The sequence below is a fragment of the Dactylosporangium sp. NPDC049525 genome, assembly GCF_040676755.1.
Taxonomy (GTDB): Bacteria; Actinomycetota; Actinomycetes; order Mycobacteriales; family Micromonosporaceae; genus Dactylosporangium.
This window is the reverse complement of the sequence record NZ_JBFAPO010000053.1, coordinates 33,553-50,990: the sequence shown is the minus strand read 5'-3', so window position 1 is coordinate 50,990 and position 17,438 is coordinate 33,553. Positions and strand designations below refer to the sequence as shown.

At 74.0% G+C, this 17,438-nt stretch carries 13 protein-coding genes; 7 read left to right on the top strand and 6 right to left on the bottom strand.

Annotation, left to right across the window (positions count from 1 at the left end; all coding sequences use genetic code 11):
* Positions 1–131 precede the first annotated feature (131 nt).
* Positions 132–1,244, bottom strand: coding sequence for a hypothetical protein (locus AB0K00_RS44895; protein ID WP_363534896.1), 1,113 nt, complete (start codon positions 1,242–1,244; stop codon positions 132–134).
* Positions 1,241–2,440, bottom strand: coding sequence for a hypothetical protein (locus AB0K00_RS44890; protein ID WP_363534893.1), 1,200 nt, complete (start codon positions 2,438–2,440; stop codon positions 1,241–1,243). The genes AB0K00_RS44895 and AB0K00_RS44890 overlap by 4 nt, the downstream gene beginning before the upstream one ends.
* A gap of 153 nt (positions 2,441–2,593) precedes the next feature.
* Between AB0K00_RS44890 and fxsA the strand changes: the two genes are divergently transcribed.
* Both fxsA and AB0K00_RS44880 read left to right on the top strand, forming a co-directional pair.
* The gene (gene fxsA, locus AB0K00_RS44885; RefSeq protein ID WP_363534891.1) at positions 2,594–2,794 is read left to right on the top strand and encodes an FxSxx-COOH cyclophane-containing RiPP peptide; all 201 of its coding nucleotides are present in this window, start codon (positions 2,594–2,596) and stop codon (positions 2,792–2,794) included.
* Between the two features lie 34 nt (positions 2,795–2,828).
* On the top strand, positions 2,829–4,595 hold the full coding sequence (locus AB0K00_RS44880) for an HEXXH motif domain-containing protein (protein WP_363534888.1): 1,767 nt from the start codon (positions 2,829–2,831) through the stop codon (positions 4,593–4,595).
* Between the two features lie 4 nt (positions 4,596–4,599).
* Here the strand turns inward: AB0K00_RS44880 and fxsT are convergent, their stop codons facing one another.
* Genes fxsT through AB0K00_RS44865 form a run of 3 tightly spaced genes read right to left on the bottom strand, consistent with a single transcriptional unit; the run spans position 4,600 to position 11,276 of the window.
* Complete coding sequence (gene fxsT / locus AB0K00_RS44875) at positions 4,600–8,760, bottom strand: FxSxx-COOH system tetratricopeptide repeat protein (protein WP_363534885.1); 4,161 nt, start codon at positions 8,758–8,760, stop codon at positions 4,600–4,602.
* The gene (locus AB0K00_RS44870) at positions 8,757–9,821 is read right to left on the bottom strand and encodes a MoxR family ATPase (protein WP_363534882.1); all 1,065 of its coding nucleotides are present in this window, start codon (positions 9,819–9,821) and stop codon (positions 8,757–8,759) included. Before AB0K00_RS44870 ends, fxsT begins: the two co-directional genes overlap by 4 nt.
* Before the next feature lie 15 nt (positions 9,822–9,836).
* Positions 9,837–11,276, bottom strand: a complete 1,440-nt coding sequence (locus AB0K00_RS44865; protein ID WP_363534879.1) for a hypothetical protein — start codon at positions 11,274–11,276, stop codon at positions 9,837–9,839.
* Positions 11,277–11,584: 308 nt separating this feature from the next.
* Here AB0K00_RS44865 and AB0K00_RS44860 point away from each other — a divergent pair, with 308 nt between their 5' ends.
* Positions 11,585–11,923 (top strand): STAS domain-containing protein, encoded by a 339-nt coding sequence (locus AB0K00_RS44860; protein ID WP_363534876.1) that lies wholly within the window; start codon positions 11,585–11,587, stop codon positions 11,921–11,923.
* On the opposite strand, the gene AB0K00_RS44855 is transcribed toward AB0K00_RS44860, so the two are convergent.
* Positions 11,915–13,081: an FxsB family cyclophane-forming radical SAM/SPASM peptide maturase gene (locus AB0K00_RS44855; protein ID WP_363534873.1), complete on the bottom strand. Its 1,167-nt coding sequence runs from the start codon at positions 13,079–13,081 to the stop codon at positions 11,915–11,917. The genes AB0K00_RS44860 and AB0K00_RS44855 overlap by 9 nt on opposite strands.
* A gap of 206 nt (positions 13,082–13,287) precedes the next feature.
* Here AB0K00_RS44855 and AB0K00_RS44850 point away from each other — a divergent pair, with 206 nt between their 5' ends.
* The 4 genes from AB0K00_RS44850 (at position 13,288) to AB0K00_RS44835 (ending at position 17,375) form a co-directional block, all read left to right on the top strand.
* On the top strand, positions 13,288–13,767 hold the full coding sequence (locus tag AB0K00_RS44850) for a TOBE domain-containing protein (protein WP_363534870.1): 480 nt from the start codon (positions 13,288–13,290) through the stop codon (positions 13,765–13,767).
* Between the two features lie 112 nt (positions 13,768–13,879).
* A complete protein-coding gene (locus AB0K00_RS44845) occupies positions 13,880–15,190 on the top strand; it encodes an ABC transporter substrate-binding protein (RefSeq protein WP_363534867.1) in 1,311 nt (436 codons plus the stop codon).
* Positions 15,190–16,458 carry an ABC transporter permease subunit gene (locus AB0K00_RS44840; protein WP_363534863.1) on the top strand — a complete coding sequence of 423 codons (1,269 nt, stop codon included), beginning with the start codon at positions 15,190–15,192 and terminating at the stop codon, positions 16,456–16,458. Before AB0K00_RS44845 ends, AB0K00_RS44840 begins: the two co-directional genes overlap by 1 nt.
* Positions 16,455–17,375: a carbohydrate ABC transporter permease gene (locus AB0K00_RS44835; protein ID WP_363534861.1), complete on the top strand. Its 921-nt coding sequence runs from the start codon at positions 16,455–16,457 to the stop codon at positions 17,373–17,375. The genes AB0K00_RS44840 and AB0K00_RS44835 overlap by 4 nt, the downstream gene beginning before the upstream one ends.
* The last annotated feature ends 63 nt before the right edge of the window (positions 17,376–17,438 follow it).

The window sequence follows — 17,438 nt, the reverse complement described above, 5'->3', positions numbered from 1 at the left end:
AAGCCGTGGGCTGTCCCGGCGCATTCCGATGGCTGACACGGCATCGAAGTCCGGCTGGTCGGTGGCGGGTTCGAGGAATCCTCGCAAACACCGTCTACAAAGGACGGAAGAACGGCATGGATCAGTGTTTGTCAGGACCTGTTCGGCCAGTGCCGGTCGAAGGCGGCCATGACGAGGGCCAGGTCGGCGCGGTTGCTCATGCCCAGTCGCAGGGCGTCGGAGAGCTCGGCGCGTCCGGCCGGGTACCCGGCGCAGGTCTGCACCAGCTGCGCGAGATACATCCTGGGATGGTCGCTGTGCGGCACGGCGTTGCGGATGTCGGCGGTCATGAAGCTGATGATCTTCTGCAGGTTCGGAATGCTCGCCAGCTCGCGGCATTCCGCCATCACGGTGACGATGGCGAGCACGCCGTCGCGGCCCACGGGCGGCGCCGGGGACGCGGCCGCCGGCCGGTGGTGCACGACGCCGTCGCGGGTGGGCGTGCGCTGCCAGAGGTAGGCCGGCCGCTGCTCGGTGACGCCGGCCGTTCGCAGTGCTTCGAACCGCTGCTGGAGCAGGTCCGCGAGCTCGCCCGCATCCGGCGGCCAGGTCGTCGAGGCCCGCAGCGCGGCGAGCAGCTCCCGGGAGAAGACGCCGGTCTGCCGGACCGAGTCGTTGAGTGCCGCCTCGCCCGGGCTGGCCGCGAACAGCACGTGCTGCTCGCGGCCGTGGACCAGGCCCGGCTCGTCGGGAAAGGTCTGCCGCGGCAGCCGCGGCACGAACTGCAGGTCGCTGGTCAGGTTCTGGCACGCGTCGACCAGCAGCAGCTGCCGGCGGTGGGCCGGGAAGTACGGGGTCAGCAGCGCCTGGCACAAGGAGTCGAAGTCGAGGTTGCGCTTGTCGCCGCGGGTCGCGTCGCCGGCGAACAGGCGCCGGTTGCCGTCGCCGTCGACGACGCCATGGCCGCCCCAGAAGACGATCAGGAGGTCGTCCCGCCCCGCCGGCAGCTCCTTGGTGACGATGTCGTAGACGACCGCCTGCCCGGCCGGCCGCCACGGCAGGCCGAGCTTCGCGAGCAGCGGCTCGTTCTTCGGCAGCGGCGAGGCCACCAGGGTGATCGCGGACCTCGGTACGCCGCGGTCGAGCAGCCATTCCACGAACCGGACGGCGTCCGGCACGGGCCCGTCCAGCGACCAGTCCGCGCCGATGTCGTACCGCTCGACCGCGACGACCAGGCACCGCAGTCCCGTCCGTGCCTCGCTCACGTGCCGAGCCCGGCAAGGACGTCACCGAGATGCTGGTAGAGCTCCGGGTTGGCGAAATACGCGCTGTGCGAGCGTGGAAACGGTGCCCTGTTGTCCAGCTCGACGTCGCGGACGCGGTCGCCGAAGATCGGCCTGGCCACGAACGAGAGCAGGTCGCGACGGTCGTACACGTTGGTCCACGGCACCCGGAACGTGTCGGGCAGCGCCGCCCCGGGTTCGAGGCTCGGCAGCGCCCCGAGCTCGTGCAGGTACGACGCCTGGGTGCCGACGGTGACCAGCGCCCGCACGTTCGCCGGCGCGCTGGTCGCGAGCAGGTCCACGCAGGCGATGCCGCCGAGGCTGTGGGCCAGCAGGACCACGTCGCCGGCTACGGCGGCCACGGTGTCCGCGATCTTGCGCCGGATGCCTTCGCCCCGCACCAGATACAGCATGATGTCGCCGGCGGCCGGCGCGCTCGCACTGGTCAGCGCGGCCCGGCGGCGCTCGACCGGGCGTGTCGCGCCGAGCTCCGCGGCGAGCCGGGCACTGGCCCCTGCCCACCGCCCGAACACGCCCCGGGCGTCGCCGTGCAACCGGGCCACCAGGACCCGCAGCAGGGCGTCGCGCCGGTCGCCGAGGAGCGGGACCGGCCCGTCGTTGGCGTCGTCCGCCGCCGCCAGCGCCTGCGAGACGATCGCACGGGCCAGGGCCGCGGCCAGTTCGGCCGGGGGAGTCCCGCCGTTGAGGGCCCGCTTCGTCGCCACGTCGCCGAGGACGTCGGTGACGGCCGGTCCGAGGTCGGCCAGACCGGCGAGGCGGGCGGCCGCGATCACCTCGTCGTCGGCGGCGAGGCGGGCGGCGGCGGCCTGCAGCGCCCGGCCCGGCGGCACCGCACCGGGAGACAGCTCCGGTCCGCGCTCGCCGCCCGCGGCGGCGTACAGGCGCAGCTCGTACAGCGGGTCACGATCGAGCAGCGTCCACAGCGCGACGTCCGGGTCCTGGTCCACGGCCGGCACGTCGCCCCGGGGCACCGTTCCGTCCGGAATGGACGCACCGTCGTGGCGCAGCGTCGCGCCGAACGGCTCACCCCAGTAGCACGCACCGACGTCGACGGGTTGCCGCAGTCCGGCCGTTCCCGCAATGACACTGCGCAACGTGGCGTCGTAGTGTGGTTGGCGAACGCCGGTCCCGTGCACGAACACGATCGTCGTCTTCAATGGCACCATCCATAGTCAAGCGAACTCGGACCCGACACCGTATTGTCACGTCGTGCAGCCGACGGATCCACCGTTGGTCGCCGTTCGACGCATCGCCGAGCACTTGCGCCTGGCTGGGGCCCGGTGACGGGGTTGAAAGGCAGGTTCTCGGTCTTGGATGACGGTGCGACCGGGGCGGACACCGCAGGGCGCCACATCGACGACGTCGGCACGCTGGTGCTCGACGCGTCGGCGGTTTCCCTGGGTCAGCTGGCGGAGCTCGGCGACACCGTCCTTGCCGGCACCCTGCGGCGCCTGAGGGCCGCCGTCGACCGGGACACCGCGCCCGTCGCCGGTTTCAACTCGGCCATCTAGGGCTCCCGTGCCGGACCCGCCCGGGCTGCTGCGCTTGACCGCGGAGGATCTCGCCGAGCTCGCCACCGGCGCCGGCGGCCCGCGCGTCATCGGGCTCCTGCGCGACGGCCAGGTCGGCAAGCAGCTGCTGCTGTTCGTCGAGATCACCCGGATGGCCTCGGCGCCCGGCGACGCGCTCGCATCGCAGGTGCGGGCGTGGTTCGCGGTGCTGGCCGACGCCGACCGCCGGGATCCGCACACCGCCCGGCAGGTGCTCGCCGCGCCCAACGTCGGGGTCTGGGCCGCGCAGTGCCTGGCCGGCCTGCGATCCGGCCGGTCGGCGGCGCAGAGCGCGGTGCCCTATCTGGGCGCGGTGGCCGCCGCGGTGGCCGTCCGGACCGGGATGGCCGCCAGGATCGCGGTGCCCGTCATCGACGGCCGCGTCGCCCTGCCGACGCTCGGTGCGCTCTCGGTCCCGCCGGGCGCCGCCGCCGCGTTCCTCGACTCCACGGCCGGAGAGTGGCTGCTGGCGGTGGACGGCGTGGCGGTGCCGCTGCGGCGGACACCGGACGGGACGCTGGCGGCGCCCGGCGGCGGCGCGCCCGACGGCTTCACGTGGCACCCGGCGTCCCGGTTGCGCGCCACCTCGGCGGGTCACGTCCTCGACGTGCTGCTCGACGACCTCGACCCGTTCCGGGACCGGCACGGCCTCGGCGCCGTCGGCCCGCTCGACCGGTCGCAGGCGCTGCGGTGGCAGGCGATGCTCGACGCCGGCTGGAGCACGCTCACCGGGGTCGCCCCCGGGTACGCGCCGGCGATCGCGGCGGGCCTGACGTGTGTCGTGCCCCTGCGCGGTGAGCCCGACGGGCACGGGACGAGCGCCACCGCGGAGCACGGCTTCGGCGGCCTGTCGATCGGGCCCGCCGGGGCCGACGCGTTCGCGGTCGGCCTGTTGCACGAGTTCCAGCACAGCAAGCTCAACGGGCTGCTGCACCTCGTCGACCTGTTCGACGACGACGGGCAGCGGCACTACTCGCCCTGGCGGGACGACCCACGACCGCTTGCCGGGCTGCTGCACGGTGCGTACGCGTTCCTCGCCGTCGCCGACTACCGGCGCCTGCAGGCGGCCGGGGGCGGGCCGCGGGCCGGCGCGGTCCCGGTTGCGCTGGCGGGGTTCGAGTTCGCCCGCTGCCGGGAGTCGGTGCGGCGCACCGTCCGCGCGCTGCGGCGGTCCGGGCGGCTGCGGCCGGCGGGCCTGCGGTTCACCGCGGGCATGCTGGACCGGCTGGCCGGCTGGGAGGCGCCGCGGTTGCCGGCCGACCTGCGCCGCCGGGCGCACGACATGGTGACCGAGCACCGCGTGCTGTGGCGGCTGCGCAACGTCCGGCCCGACGGGACCTCGGTCGCCTCGCTGGCCGCCGACTGGACCGCCCGGCGGCCCGCGGCCGTGCCCCGGGTGGCCGTCACCACGGTCGTCGGGGACCGTGCCGCCCTGCCGGGCCGCAGCGGCCGCCTTCGGCTGCTGCACCAGCGGCTCGCCGGCGCCGCCGAGCCCGCGGACGTCGCACCGGGTGACCTCGCGTACGTCCGCGGCGACCGGTCCGGGGCGGCCGCCCGGTACCTGACCGCGATCGAGGACTCGCCCGGCGACCTGACGGCCTGGGCCGGCTGGCTGGTGACCCGGCCCGCCCGCGGTCCGGTGGCGCCGGAACTGCTGTGGGCGGTGCACCGGCGGGTCCTCGACTCAGGCGGCCGTCCGGCGCCACCGGAGGAGCTGGCCCGGTGGCTGTCCACTGTGGAGGTGCCGGCCCCCCGGTGGTGACCCGTCAGGTCGGGGGAGTCTCGATCTCACACTCGAGATACTGGCCCGCGGCCGCCGCGAGGACGTCGGGATGGCGACCGCCGAGCAGCCCGGTCAGGTCGTGCAGGGCCTTGGTCGTGGTGCCGGCGCCGCCGTTGGGGCCTGCCAGGTTCAGCGCGTGGTTGTGCGCGTAGGCCAGGGTGTCCGGATGCTGGGTGGACTGCGCCGCGAGCGCGTTGGTGTGCACCACCCCGGACAGCCGCGCGGCCTCGTCGTGCCGCCCGGCGGCCGCCAGGTCGATGCTCAGCCCGTTGCCGGCCGCCAGGGTGAACGGGTGGCGTGGCCCGAGGACGTTCACCAGGTGCGGGTAGGCGTGGCTGTCGAGCGCCATCGCCTCGTCCGGCCGCCCGGCGGCGCGTTCCCCGATCGCGAGGTTGACGGCCGTGGCCAGGGTGAACGGGTGGAGCTCGCCGAGCAGGCGCCGGAACCGCTCGTACGCGCCCTGGAGCACCTCGGCGGCGGACCGGTCGCCGGCCGCCCGCAGGCAATGGGCGAGCGTCACCGCCGCGGCGACGGTGTCGACGTTGTGCTCGCCGAGTTTGCGTTCGTACAGCAGGACCGTCTCACCGGCGGTCAGCCTGGCCCGGCCCACCATGCCGCTCTTGCGCAGCGCCATGGAGAAGTGGCGGCTGGCGATCAGCACGATCGCGTGGTCCCGGCCGAGGGCCTCCCGGTGCGGTTCGAGGCTGTTGGCGAGCAGATCGCGGGCCGCCGCGTACTCGCCGAGGCCGTAGTGGTCGCGGCTGAGGCTGCTGATCGAGGAGAACAGCTCGGGATGCGGGCCGTTGAAGATCCGCCGGCGGTGCGTGAGCGTCTCCTCGTCGAGCTCCCGCGCCGCGGCGAACCGGCCCAGCAGGCGCAGGTCGACGGCCAGGTTGTTGGCGCAGCGCAGGGTCGCCGGGTTCGCCGGGCCGAACAGCCGGCGGTGCCGGGTCAGGTTGTCGTCGTCGAGCTGCCGGGCGACCTCGAACCGGCCCTCGATGCGCAGGTCACCACCGACGCTGTTCGCGGTCGCGAGGGCGTTGTCGTCGTCCTCGCCGAACAGCTCGCGCTGCCGCCGCAGGGTCCGCTCGTTGAGCTCGTACGCCTGCCGGGCCTGACCGGTCAACCGGAGCACGTTGGCGAGGTGGTAGGACGCGACGAGGTAGAACTCGTCGGTGTCCTGGCGGCCCCACCGCTGGGTCGCCTGCGTGGCGAGCCGCAGGCTGCTGTCGTAGTCGCCGCGCGCGTAGAGGTACCGGATGTGGTGCACGAGCAGCTGCCGGGCCTCGTCGGCCGGGGAGAAGAGCAGGTTCGAGTAGAACAGGTGCGGCGCGATCGCCTCGTACTGCGGCCAGGTGCGCGGGTTGTCCGGGTCCGCGGGGTCGGCGGCGGCGAGCAGGTCGTGGGCCGCCCGGCTGTATGCGGCGTCGTCCGCGTTGCTCAGCTGGCCCAGCAGCAGCAACTGGACCAGCCGGTGCATCTGGATCGTGTTGTGCGCGGCGTCGACCTGGGCGAGGCCGAACTGGCCGATCCGGCGGATGGCCGCGCGGAGGTGCTGCTTCAGCCGCATCACGGCCGACAGCTCCGGCGGCAGCGAGGCGTTGCGGCCGGACCACAGCAGCTCCCACGACACGGGTTCGCAGGCCAGGAAGCAGAACAGGTTGAGCAGGGGCACGACCTCCGGTGCCGTCTCGCGGGCGCCGTCCAGCGCCATCGTCCACGTGATCACCACGGAGCTCGGCGGTTCGGCGCCGGGGCGCGAGTCGGTCAGCGCCCGGTGACATGCTTCGTACCGGTCGAGGTACTCCTCCGCCGACATGTTGATCGCGGTCTGCAGCGCGGCCGCCTGCTCCAACGCCATCGGCACGTCGCCGAGTCGTTCCGCGACGCGGTGGGCGTCGGTGCTGGTGATGCCGGGAACGCGCCCGCGCAGGAACTCGACGCTCTGCGCGCGGCTGAGCACGCCGACCGGGACGGACTGCAGCCCGGTCCAGTACGGGTACCGCGACGTGATCAGCACGTGCCCGCCGACCCTCGGCAGGTACGGCGCCAGGTCCTGCGGCCGGCTCGCGTTGTCGAAGACCAGCAGCCACCGCTGGAACGGCGACTGCCGCTCCAGCGCGTGCCGGACCGTCAGCAGGGTCCGGTTGACGTCGACGCTCTCCGGCACGTTGAGCACCCCGGCCAGCGCGACCAGCGCCGAGCGCATCGGCCCCGGCTGCTCGGACGGCACCCACCAGACCAGGTCGTAGTCGTTGCCGTAGCGGTGCGTGTACTGCACGGCGAGCTGCGTCTTGCCGATGCCGCCGATGTCGTGGTCGTTGGCCGACAGCAGCACCGTCGGCCCGTTGACGATCTGCTCGCGGATGCGGTCGAGCAGGCTCTGCCGGGTGATGAGATCGGGCCTGCCCGCCGGGACGCCGCCACGCAGCGGCAGCTGCTCCCGGCGCACCATGCCGGTCCCGGGCAGCCCGGGGATCGGCTGTGTGACGGCACTGTGCTCGTCGGCGCCCTGCACGTCGCTCCCGCCTCGCCCACCGGTGCCTTCGCCCGGCGGCTTTGCCGCATCATCGTCGAGGGTGCCGAGACTGTCCGCGAAGGCGGCGTGCACGCCACCGAGCGCGCGCAACACCTGCTGTGTGACCTCCGCGAACGGTCGGCCGAGCCGGCGGACCGCGTCAACGTCGCCGCTGGCAAGGACGGCATTGAAGTCGATCGTAGCGCCCAGGCGGCTGCTGATGAATGCCGAGACCTGACCGAGCACGTGCAGGATCTCGCTGCGGCTGAGCCCGGCGAGCAGGAGGTCGCGGACGCCTTCGTGGAAGTCGTAGCGTTCCTCGTCGGCGTCCGCGGCCAGGTCCGGCGCCGTGGCGTCGCTGCGCATGAGGCCGCCGAGGAACGCCTCCGCCAGGTCGGCGGGCCGCGGGTCGGGCAGCATCGCGGCCTGGACGATGCGCATGACCGACAGGCTCAGCGGGGCCGCGGCGAGGAAGCGGACGAGCTCGAACGCGTCGGGGGACGCGACGGCCTGGAACCGGCGGACCCGTTCGACCGCCCCGATCGGTGGACCGGCGGCCGGCTCCTCGTCGTATCCGAGCCGGCCGGTGAAGACGGCGATGCCGTTGATGCCCGCCGGTGCGGCCCCGGCGACCAGCGCGGACCACGGCCCGATGAACCGCGCGTCGAGCTCCAGGACCGGGATCCCGATGCCCTCCTCGGCGGGGACGGGCGTTCCGTCGTGCTCGCGGATCTGCAACGCGGCGTTGGCCGCGCCGGCCGGGCCGGCGAAGGTCACCGGCCGGAAGTCGGGGCGGCAGCGGGGCCACATCCGGTGGGGCAGCATGTGCAGGATCGCCAGCGGCCCGGCCCGCCCCCAGCGTTCCAGCAGCGGTGCCAGCGCGCCGCTCCAGGCGACGCCCACGCAGTCCGACACCACCAGGATCAGCCGCTGACCGGTCGGGTCCACCAGCTCGCCGGGGTCGCGCGGCGATCCGAGCCCGAGGCCGGTGTCGCCGAACAGCAGCGGCGTCGCGGCGCCCGTGTCGAGCCGCCACAGCCGCACGTCCCGGAACGCGCCCAGCTGCCCCATCAGCGCGCGGAGCTCGTGGACGGTGCGCCGCCAGACGGTCATGGACGAGTTCGCGTCGACGACCAGGGCCAGCTCCAGCGCCGGGTCGGGGGCCGGCACGGTGACCGGCAGCCAGAGCCCCGTCCGGGCGACGAACTGCGCGGTCGCGGGCTCGTCGACGCGGTCGTGCCGGCGGGACGGGACGGTCCGGCGCAGCGGCCGGAGGGCACGCAGCAGCGTCAGGGCATCCGGTACCGCCGGCGCGCCCGGCACTTGAAACGGGACCGGCGCGTGTCCCTCGCCGACCCCGGTGGCCGGGTGGGGCCGGACGAACACGTTGGCGGCGCGCGTGCCCGTCCCGGCCGGATCGGACGCCGGCGGCACCGGTTCGGCCGTCGCCCGCGGTGCCCGGACCGGTGGGTCCGGCGGAACGATCGGCGTGGTGTCGGTGGCCGGCAGCAGCTGCACCGCCTGCTCGGGCAGGTGCTGCGCGAGCCAGAGCGCGTCGGCGAGCTCGTCGGCCGTCGGCGCTGCGCGCAGCGCGTCGAGCAGCTCGGCGATCTGCCTGCGGCTCATCGCTCGGCGCCACCGAGCGGCCGCAGCAGCGCCTCCTCCAGACCCGGGTTGAGCCCGCCGCCCTGGTCGCCCGCCTGGCGGGAGGTGGCCAGGTAGATGGCGTTGAGCAGCTGGTCGGTCGCGACGTTGTGCTTGAGCCGGCGCTCCAGGAACCGGCCGATGATCGCCCCGCTCGCCGCCAGGGCCTCCGGGCCGAGCTGGAGCTCCACGATCTCGGCGAGCCGCCGCTCGTCCGGTGGCTGCACGTCCAGGCGGATGCACCGGCGCAGGAACGCCCCCGGGAACTCCCGCTCGCCGTTGCTGGTGATGACCACGACGGGGAACGCCGCGCACCGGACCTTGCCGCGGCGGACCTCGGCGCGCCGCTCGCCGGACGCGGTCAGCACCTTCGTCGCCGGGCCGACCGGCAGGCGACTGAGCTCGGTGATCTCGAACTCGCCGTTCTCGAAGATGTTGAGCAGGTCGTTGGGCAGGTCGATGTCGCTCTTGTCGAGCTCGTCGATGAGCAGGACCCGGGGCAGCGCGCCGGGCAGCAGCGCCGTGCCGAGCGGGCCGAGCCGGATGTACCGCCCGATGTCGGCGGCGTCGTCGTCCTGTGCCGCCTCGGCGGCCGGCTGCCCGCCGGGCCGGTCGGACAGGATCTTGCGGAGGTTGGCGTGCTGGAGCCGGCCGATGGCGTCGTACTGGTACAGGCCGTCGGCGAGCGTGCTGCGACTCGTGATGGGCCAGTGCAGCACCGGTCCGAGCCCCAGCTCACGCGCCATGCTGTGGGCCAGCGAGGACTTGCCGACGCCCGGCTTCCCGGTCACCAGCAGCGGGCGCCGCAGGTAGAGCGCGGCGTTGACTAGCTCGATCGTGGCTTCCTCGGGCCGGTAGCTGCGGGCGATCACGTCGAGCCGGGCGGCGGCCTCGGCGTCGTCGTCCTCGACCGGCTCGATCAGGGGACCGCCTTGAAACGAGCGCCACGGCGGCGGCGGTGGGAGCCGGCGGATGTCGTCGTGCGGCTCACCGGTGCCCCGGTAGATGCGCCAAGGGGCTCCCTGGGTCGGCTCCGCCGTCACAGTGTCATCCTTTTCTCAGCTGGGTGCGGTGTGCAGCACATACGGCTCAGGCATCCGGTCGAAGTCGTCCCACAGCACCGCGAGATGGTTGCCGAAGTGTTCGGCGGTGTTCTGGGCGAACGCCTCGCGGCGGATCTGCAGGGCGAGGTGGGGCAGTTCCGCCGGCGTGCGGCCGCTGAGGGCGCCTTCCAGCTCGGAGTGGAACCGGTCCGGGTCGTGGCCGTCGCGGAACCAGACCGCGGCGGGCGTCCCGGCGCAGATCCCACCCCAGAGGGCGGCGTCGATCCCGGCGGTGTCCGGGCCGGGGTATGACAGGACCAGGCAGACCCGGCGTTCCTCGCGCATCATCTCGGCCATCACGCCCTGCCGGTCGAGGTCGGCCCCGGCGGTCGGCCAGTAGTACGCGGCGGCGTCGTAGGCGCTGCCGTGCCAGCGCAGCCAGCCCCACTTCTGCCGGAGCCGGTAGCGCAGTCTCGGGTTGCGCAGCCGCTCCAGGCAGCGCAGCACGACGGCGTGGTCGATGCCGAGCGGATGTTCGATGTCGTCGGGGTCGCCGCCGGTGGTCCACTGCTCGACGGGCTGGCCGAGCAGCTCACGCGGCAGGATGAACTCGACGATCAGGTCCTCGGTGCCCGGTGCGACGTCGTCCAGGATCCTGGTCAGGAGGCGGTCGACCTCGGCCGGCACCTCGTCGAACGTCCAGGTGCGGGCCTCGCGGGCGATCGTCTCGCCGGGGCCGTTGTCGCGCTGGAGCCAGGCCACCAGTCGGTAGATCCCGGGGTCGGGGCCGTCCTGTTCCAGCTGGATGACGAGGTAGGTGCGGGTGAGCAGGACACTGTCCGGCCGGGCCGCGGCGAGCACCGCCGTCATCGCCGACGCCGGCTCGTTGCGCGCCTCCAGGTAGCCGCTGATCCAGTCGTACAGCGGTTGCGCTGTGACGGCGTCCTGGCGCTGGGCGAGCCGGGCCAGGAACACCAGCAGCTTCGGCGGGCCACCGATGATCGACAGCTCCTCCAGCTGGCCGAGGACCGACACCGGATCGTCCGCGCTGAGCCGCCCGGCGCCGGCCCCGACCGTGGCCCGGTAGAGACCCGGCAGGCCGGACAGGGCGAGCCCGCGCACGATGGCGTGCAGGTCGCGCCGCTCCTGCAGGCTCAGCCTGGGCGGCGGCACCTCGTGGTCGACGACGGCCCGGAGCCGCTCGAAGGCGTCGGAGCCGCCGTGGAAGTATCCGATGACCTCGACGAGCGCCTGGACGGCACCGGGGTAGCGCAGGCACGCGTCGACAAGGTTCCACACCGCGTGCATCGGCGTCGCGTCCTGCGCATATGGCATGTGGTGTCCGAGCCGCTGTTCGACCTCTTTGAGATACGTCTCGCGGGGGCCGGGCTGCCTGATGTCGGGGATCTCCAGCAGCGCGCTGACGATGGCCCCGGTGGACGCCGGTGCTGCCAAGTTCGACGCCCTGCCTCTCTCGCTCGTGCGGCCCGATCAGCGCAGGTGGCTCGAGGTGTGGCTGGGGGGCACGAAAGCCGGTGCGCTGGCGTCACCGTACGCCATCCCTGCGTGACACAAAAGCCCCGTTGACCCGGGTGGGGACGGCTTTGGCGTTCCGTTCCAAGCGCTGCTGGTACCGTCGGGCAACCCATCCGGCCGTCCGACGCGCGCCGGCGTCTGTTCGGACCAATCGATCCCCGAACGGCTCCATGATCGCCGATGGATGTCAGAAGATGGACTCAGCGATCGTTCGCGCGGAGGTGATCATGACGATCGAGCGACCGGTCAGTGCCTACGACGCCGGCTCGACCCGGGTGATCGTGGTCAGCGGTGAGATCGACGTGTTGTACGTCGACGTGCTGCGGGACGTGTTCGACGAGGCCATCCAGCGGGCACCCGCCGAGCTGGTCGTGGACCTGGCCGACCTGGCGTTCATCGAGTCGATGGGGCTCGGCGTGCTCATCACCAGCTACCGCAGGGCCGAGCGCAGCGGCATCACCGTGCGGCTGGCCAGGCCGTCGCCGTTCGTGCGGAAGCTCCTGCAGGGGATGGGCATGCTCCCGCACTTCCGGGTCGACGAGGACTGGCGCCCGGCCTCAGGCTGAGCCCGCCTGCTCCAGCCGCGCCAGGTCGGCGCCGAGGCGCCGGGCCACGTGCTGGACCAGGTGATACAGGTCGGGGCAGTACACGGACGGGTTGCGGTATCCGTGGCCGGGCCGGAACCGGTGGGCGTAGTGCCCGCCGCCGCAGCCGGCCAGCACCGGGCAGCGCCGGCACTGCTCGGCGAGCCCGGCGACGCCGGCCTGGCGCCCGGCGATCTGCGGGCTGCGCAGGACGTCCTCGAAGCTGTGCCGGAAGACGTCGAGCCCGGTCTCCGGGGCGCCCGGATAGGAGAGCTTCAGGGCATCCGTCTGCTGCAGCGAGCCGTCGGTGTCGACGACCACGTGCGCGACCGGGGAGAGCCCGATCTGCTCGGTGCGGCTGAATCCGCCAAGGAGCGAGTCGACCACGCCGGTGAGCACGCGCACCTCGCACTCCTGCCGCGGTGCGCCGTACCAGCGTTCGAAGACCGCGACGAGCCAGTCCCCGTAGGGCGTGCCGGACGCCCCGGCGCCCCCGGACGGGGGCGGGCTGCCCCAGTGGCCGTGCGGCAGGAGGAAGTCGATCGCGGGCGGCCCGAAGCCCAGCAGCGACTCGTAGGTCGCGACGGGGTCCGCGGCAGGATCGACGACGGTGAGGACGCCGGCGAACAGCGCCCGGTGCCGCTCACGGGTGAGCAGCTCCAGCGCCTGCCGCACCGACGCGTAGCTGCCCCGGCCGTCCGGCCGCACCCGGTGCCGGTCGTGCGTCGCCTCCTCGCCGTCGACGCTGACCCCGATCCGGATCCGGTGCCGGTGCGCGACGGCCAGGATCTCCTCGTCGAGCAGCACGCCGTTGGTCTGCATGGTCAGGTCCAGCTCGACCGAACCGGGCAGGGACCCGCGCAGCAGGTCGCCTGCGGCGTCGAGGCCGGCCGCGCCGTACAGCAGGGGTTCGCCGCCGTGCAGGACCACCCGGACCCGGTCGAGGCCGTGCTGCTGCGCGTGGGCGGCGATCCGCTGACCGACCCGGGCGACGGTGTCCAGCGGCATGCGCTGCGTGCGCCACCGCCAGCTCTGGTCGGCGCCCGTGTAGACGTAGCAGTACGTGCAGGCAAGGTTGCAGCGGCCGGCGAGCTTCAGCACGAACTCCCGCAGCGGCACCGGGGCGGGGTCGGGCGTCACGACGGCAACCCTCCCCTCGGGAGCCCCGCATCGCCTGCCGGGCGCCCGCCCAACGTACCTCGACGGCCCTCGGGCGCATCGCCGGCCGGGCGTGATCTTGTGAGGCGTCTTGCAGAACGGTCACACGTCGTGACCGGCTCTGGTGTGCTGCCGGTCCGAGCGCCAACACTCGTCTGACACGCCGTGCCTGCGATTGGGAGATGCCGATGAGCGTCAGCATCGTGCTGGACCGGGACGCCGGCCCGCTGGTCGCGGGCGAGCCCCTGATCAACCTGGTGCCGGCGACGCTGCTGGAGCATCTCGGCACCCCGGTCCTCGCCGTGTACGGCCAGCAGGTGCCGGTGCCGGGGCTGCTGCGCCGGCGCCCGTCGCTGCGCCGCCACCTCGGCCGGCGGATCGTCCTGGGGGTCCGGCCCGAGCACCTGCAGGACGCGGTGGTCGGCCGCCCCGCCGCCGCGGGGCCGGTGGTCCTGGTGCTGCACGGGGTGGTCCGGCAGCTGCGCCCGGCCGGGGCGGAGCGGATCGTGCACGTGGAGCTGGCCGACGTGGACCCCGGCCGGCCGGCCGCGCCGGCGGTGGTCGCCAGGGTGAGCGACCGCTCGAACGTCGCGGTCGGCGGGGCGATCATGCTCGCCGTCGACGCCAGGCACCTGATGGTGTTCGACGCCGGGCACGGCCCACGGTGACGCCGCCATGGTGAGCTCGGTGCACGGTGCCGCCGCCACGGCGCGACCGGCGCAATCGACGCGACCGGCGCAATCGACGCGGCCAGCGCAACCGGCGCAACCGACGCGACCGGTGCGCCGTGCGGCGGCCGCCGCGCTGTGGTGTGTCCTGCTGGCGCCGGCCGGCTGCACCGCCGTCGCGTCGCCGGACCGGCCGTACGCCGGGCAGACGGTCGAGGTGGCCGGCAGCTGGACCGGTGAGGAGCAGGCGAAGTTCCAGCGGGTGCTGCGCGCGTTCGGGCAGCGGACGGGTGCCCGGGTGCGGTACACCCCCGGCGGCAGCGACCTCGACGTGATGCTCTCCGCGCAGGTCGCGGCGGGCTCGCCGCCCGACGTCGCGATGATCCCGCAGGCCGGGGTGATCGCCCGGTACGTGGCCAGCGGCGCGGCGAAACCGGTCACCGGCACCGCGGAACGGGCCGTCCGCGCCCATTTCTCCCCGCAGTGGCAGCAGTTCGGCAGCGTCGGCGGCCGGCTGTACGGCGTGTACTTCAAGGCCGCGAACAAGTCGGTCATCTGGTACCGCGCCGACGCGTTCGCCGCAGCGGGGGTCCGGCCGCCGGTGACGCTCGACGAGCTGTCGGCGACGTCGCAGACGCTCGTCGACTCCGGCGTCGCGGCGATGACGGTGCCGGGCGCCGACGGCTGGCCGCTCACCGACTGGTTCGAGAACATCTACCTGCAGCTCGCCGGCGCGCAGCGGTACGACCGGCTGGCCGCACACGAGCTGCGCTGGACCGATCCGACGGTGGTGGAGACGCTGCGGGTGATGGGCCGGTACTGGTCGTCGCCGCGGTTCCTGCTGGGCGGTGCCGCCGGCGCGCTGCAGACCACGTTCACCCGTTCGGTCGCCGACGTGTTCGGCCGCAGGCCGGGCTCGGCCATGCTGTGCGAGGGGGACTTCGTCGCCACGGAGATCGCGAAGCTCGGCCTCTACCGGGTGGGGGACGGCGCGCGGTACTTCGCCTGGCCGTCCCTGAACGGTGCCGGCGGCGCCGGCGGCCCCGGCAGTGCCGTCGTCGCCGGTGGCGACGCCGCGGTCGCGTTCACCGACCGGCCGGTGACGACGGCGCTCATGGCGTACTTCGCGTCGCCGGAGGCCGCCGCCATCATGGTGCGCGACGGCGGGTTCCTGTCCGTCAACCTCGACCTCGATCCCGTGGTGTACCCCGACGCGACCACCCGGGCGCTCGCCGGGACCCTGCTGACGGCGCCCACGGTGCGCTTCGACCTGTCCGACCTGGCCCCGAGCAGCTTCGGTGGCGGCAACGGGGCCAGCATGTGGCGGCTGCTGCAGGAGTTCCTCGCCGCGCCGGACACGGACCCGGCCGTCGTCGCGGCGCGGCTCGAGGCGGCCGCCGCCGTCGCGTACGGGAGCCCCTGATGGCCCGCACCGCACCGGCCCGCACCGCCGCGTGGTTCCTGGCGCCCGCCGTGCTGATCGTGACGACGCTGGTCGTGTACCCGATCGGGCAGACGCTGTGGTGGAGCTTCGGCGACGCGGACGGCCGCGCCGGTGCCGGGCTGGCCAACTACGCCGACATCTTCACGGCACCGCAGATCCGCCGGGCGCTGCTCAACAACGCCGCCTGGATCGTCGTCGCGCCGAACCTCGTCACCGCGGTCGGGCTGCTGCTCGCGGTCCTCGCGCAGCGCGTCCGCCGCGCCGCCGCGTTCCGGGTCGTGCTGTTCATGCCGATGGCGATCTCGCTGGTGTGCGCCGGGATCACGTTCCGGCTGGTGTACGACGAGAGCCCCGACCGGGGTGTGCTCAACGCGGTCGTGGTCGGCGTCCATGACGTCTTCGTGCCCCCGTCGCCGTACCCGGGCGCGCGGGCCCGCGACCCGCGGGCACTCGTGCCGCACGACGGCGGCCTGCAGACCAGCGCTCCGGTCGCCGCCGACCAGCCCGTCCTGCTGCCGCTGGTCGGGCTGGCGCCGGCGCAGGTGCCGGGGTCCGCGACCCAGGCCGGCACGGGCGGCGCGGGCTCCGGGGTGCACGGCGTGGTGTGGTCGGACTTCACCGCGGTCGGCGGCACGCCGGGCGCGGTCGACGCCGGCGAGCGCGGCCTGCCCGGCGTCGAGGTCGAGGTGCTGCGCGACGGCGCGGTCGTCGCCCGGACCCGCACCGGGGCGGACGGCAGCTTCGCCGTGCCGCGGCTGACCGGCCGGGGCTACGTGGTGCGGCTCGCCGCCGGCAACTTCACCGCGCCGTTCGCGGGCCTGACCTGGCTCGGCCCGTCCCTGGTCACCCCGGCGTTGATCGGCGCCTACCTGTGGATCTGGGCGGGTTTCGCGATGGTACTGGTGACGGTCGGGCTGGCGGCGATCCCGAAGGAGACGATCGAGGCCGCCCGGATCGACGGCGCCGGCGACTGGCAGATCCTGCGGCAGGTCACGGTGCCCCTGATGCGCCCGATCGTGGTGGTCGTCCTGCTGACGCTCACCGTCAACGTGCTCAAGGTCTTCGACCTGGTGCTCGTCGGGGCCCCGGAGTCGGCCCAGGGCCCGGCCGCGGTCCTGGCGCTGGAGATGTGGCGCTCGTCGTTCGACCACGTCGGGCGGGGCAGCGCCCTGGGTGTGCTCCTGCTCCTGCTCGCGCTGCCCGGGGTCCTGTTCAACGTGCACCGGCTGCGCAGGGCGCAGCGATGAGCATCTTCGCCCCCGTCGCCGTGCCGGAGCTGCAGCCCGCCGGCACCGAACCGGCCGTCCGCCCCGGGCCGGGCCCGGCCGTGCGGGCCGCGCGGCGGCTCGGTCGCGGCGCCGCGCAGCTCGCGGTCGTCGCCGTCGGCCTGTGGTGGCTGGTGCCGACCGTCGGCCTCGCCGTCACCAGCCTGCGCAGCCCGGCCGACAACGCCGACACCGGCTGGTGGACGGTGCTGGGCGAGCCGACCCGGCTGACGCTGCGCAACTACCAGGGGCTGCTCGCCGACGACCGGATCACCCGGGCGCTGTGGAACACCGTGCTCATCTCGGTGCCGGCGACCCTGCTCGTGGTGGCGATCGGCGCCGCCGCCGCGTATCCGCTGGCGTGGCTGGAGTTCCGCGGCCGGCACGTGGTCACGCTGGTCCTCGCCGGGCTCATCGCCGTGCCGGTGCAGGTGGCCATCATCCCGGACGCGCGGGTGTTCCGGCTGCTGGGCCTGTCCGGCAGCATCCCGGCGGTGGTGGCGTTCCACGTCGCGTTCGGCCTGCCGTTCGCGATCTTCCTGCTGCGCAACTTCTTCGCCGAGATCCCGCCGGACCTGATCGAGGCCGCACGGCTGGACGGCGGCGGCGAGCTCGCCATCTTCCGGCGGGTCGTGCTGCCCCTCGGCGCCCCGGCGCTGGCGTCGCTGGCGGTGTTCCAGTTCGTGTGGGTCTGGAACGACCTCGTCGTCGCGCTCGTCTTCGCCCGCTCGGACCACGCGCCGATCACGTCGGTCCTGCAGGGGCAGATGCGCTCGTTCCCCTCCAACATCGACGTGATCGCACCCGGCGCGCTCGTGTCGATGGCGGTGCCGCTGCTGGCCTTCTTCCTGTTCCAACGGTTCTTCCAGCACAGCATGCTCGCCGGCACGGTCCGGTAGCCGCACCACCCACCCCGCTCCCGCGATCGCGGTCGACGACGACCGGCGCTCCGGCGGCCCCGC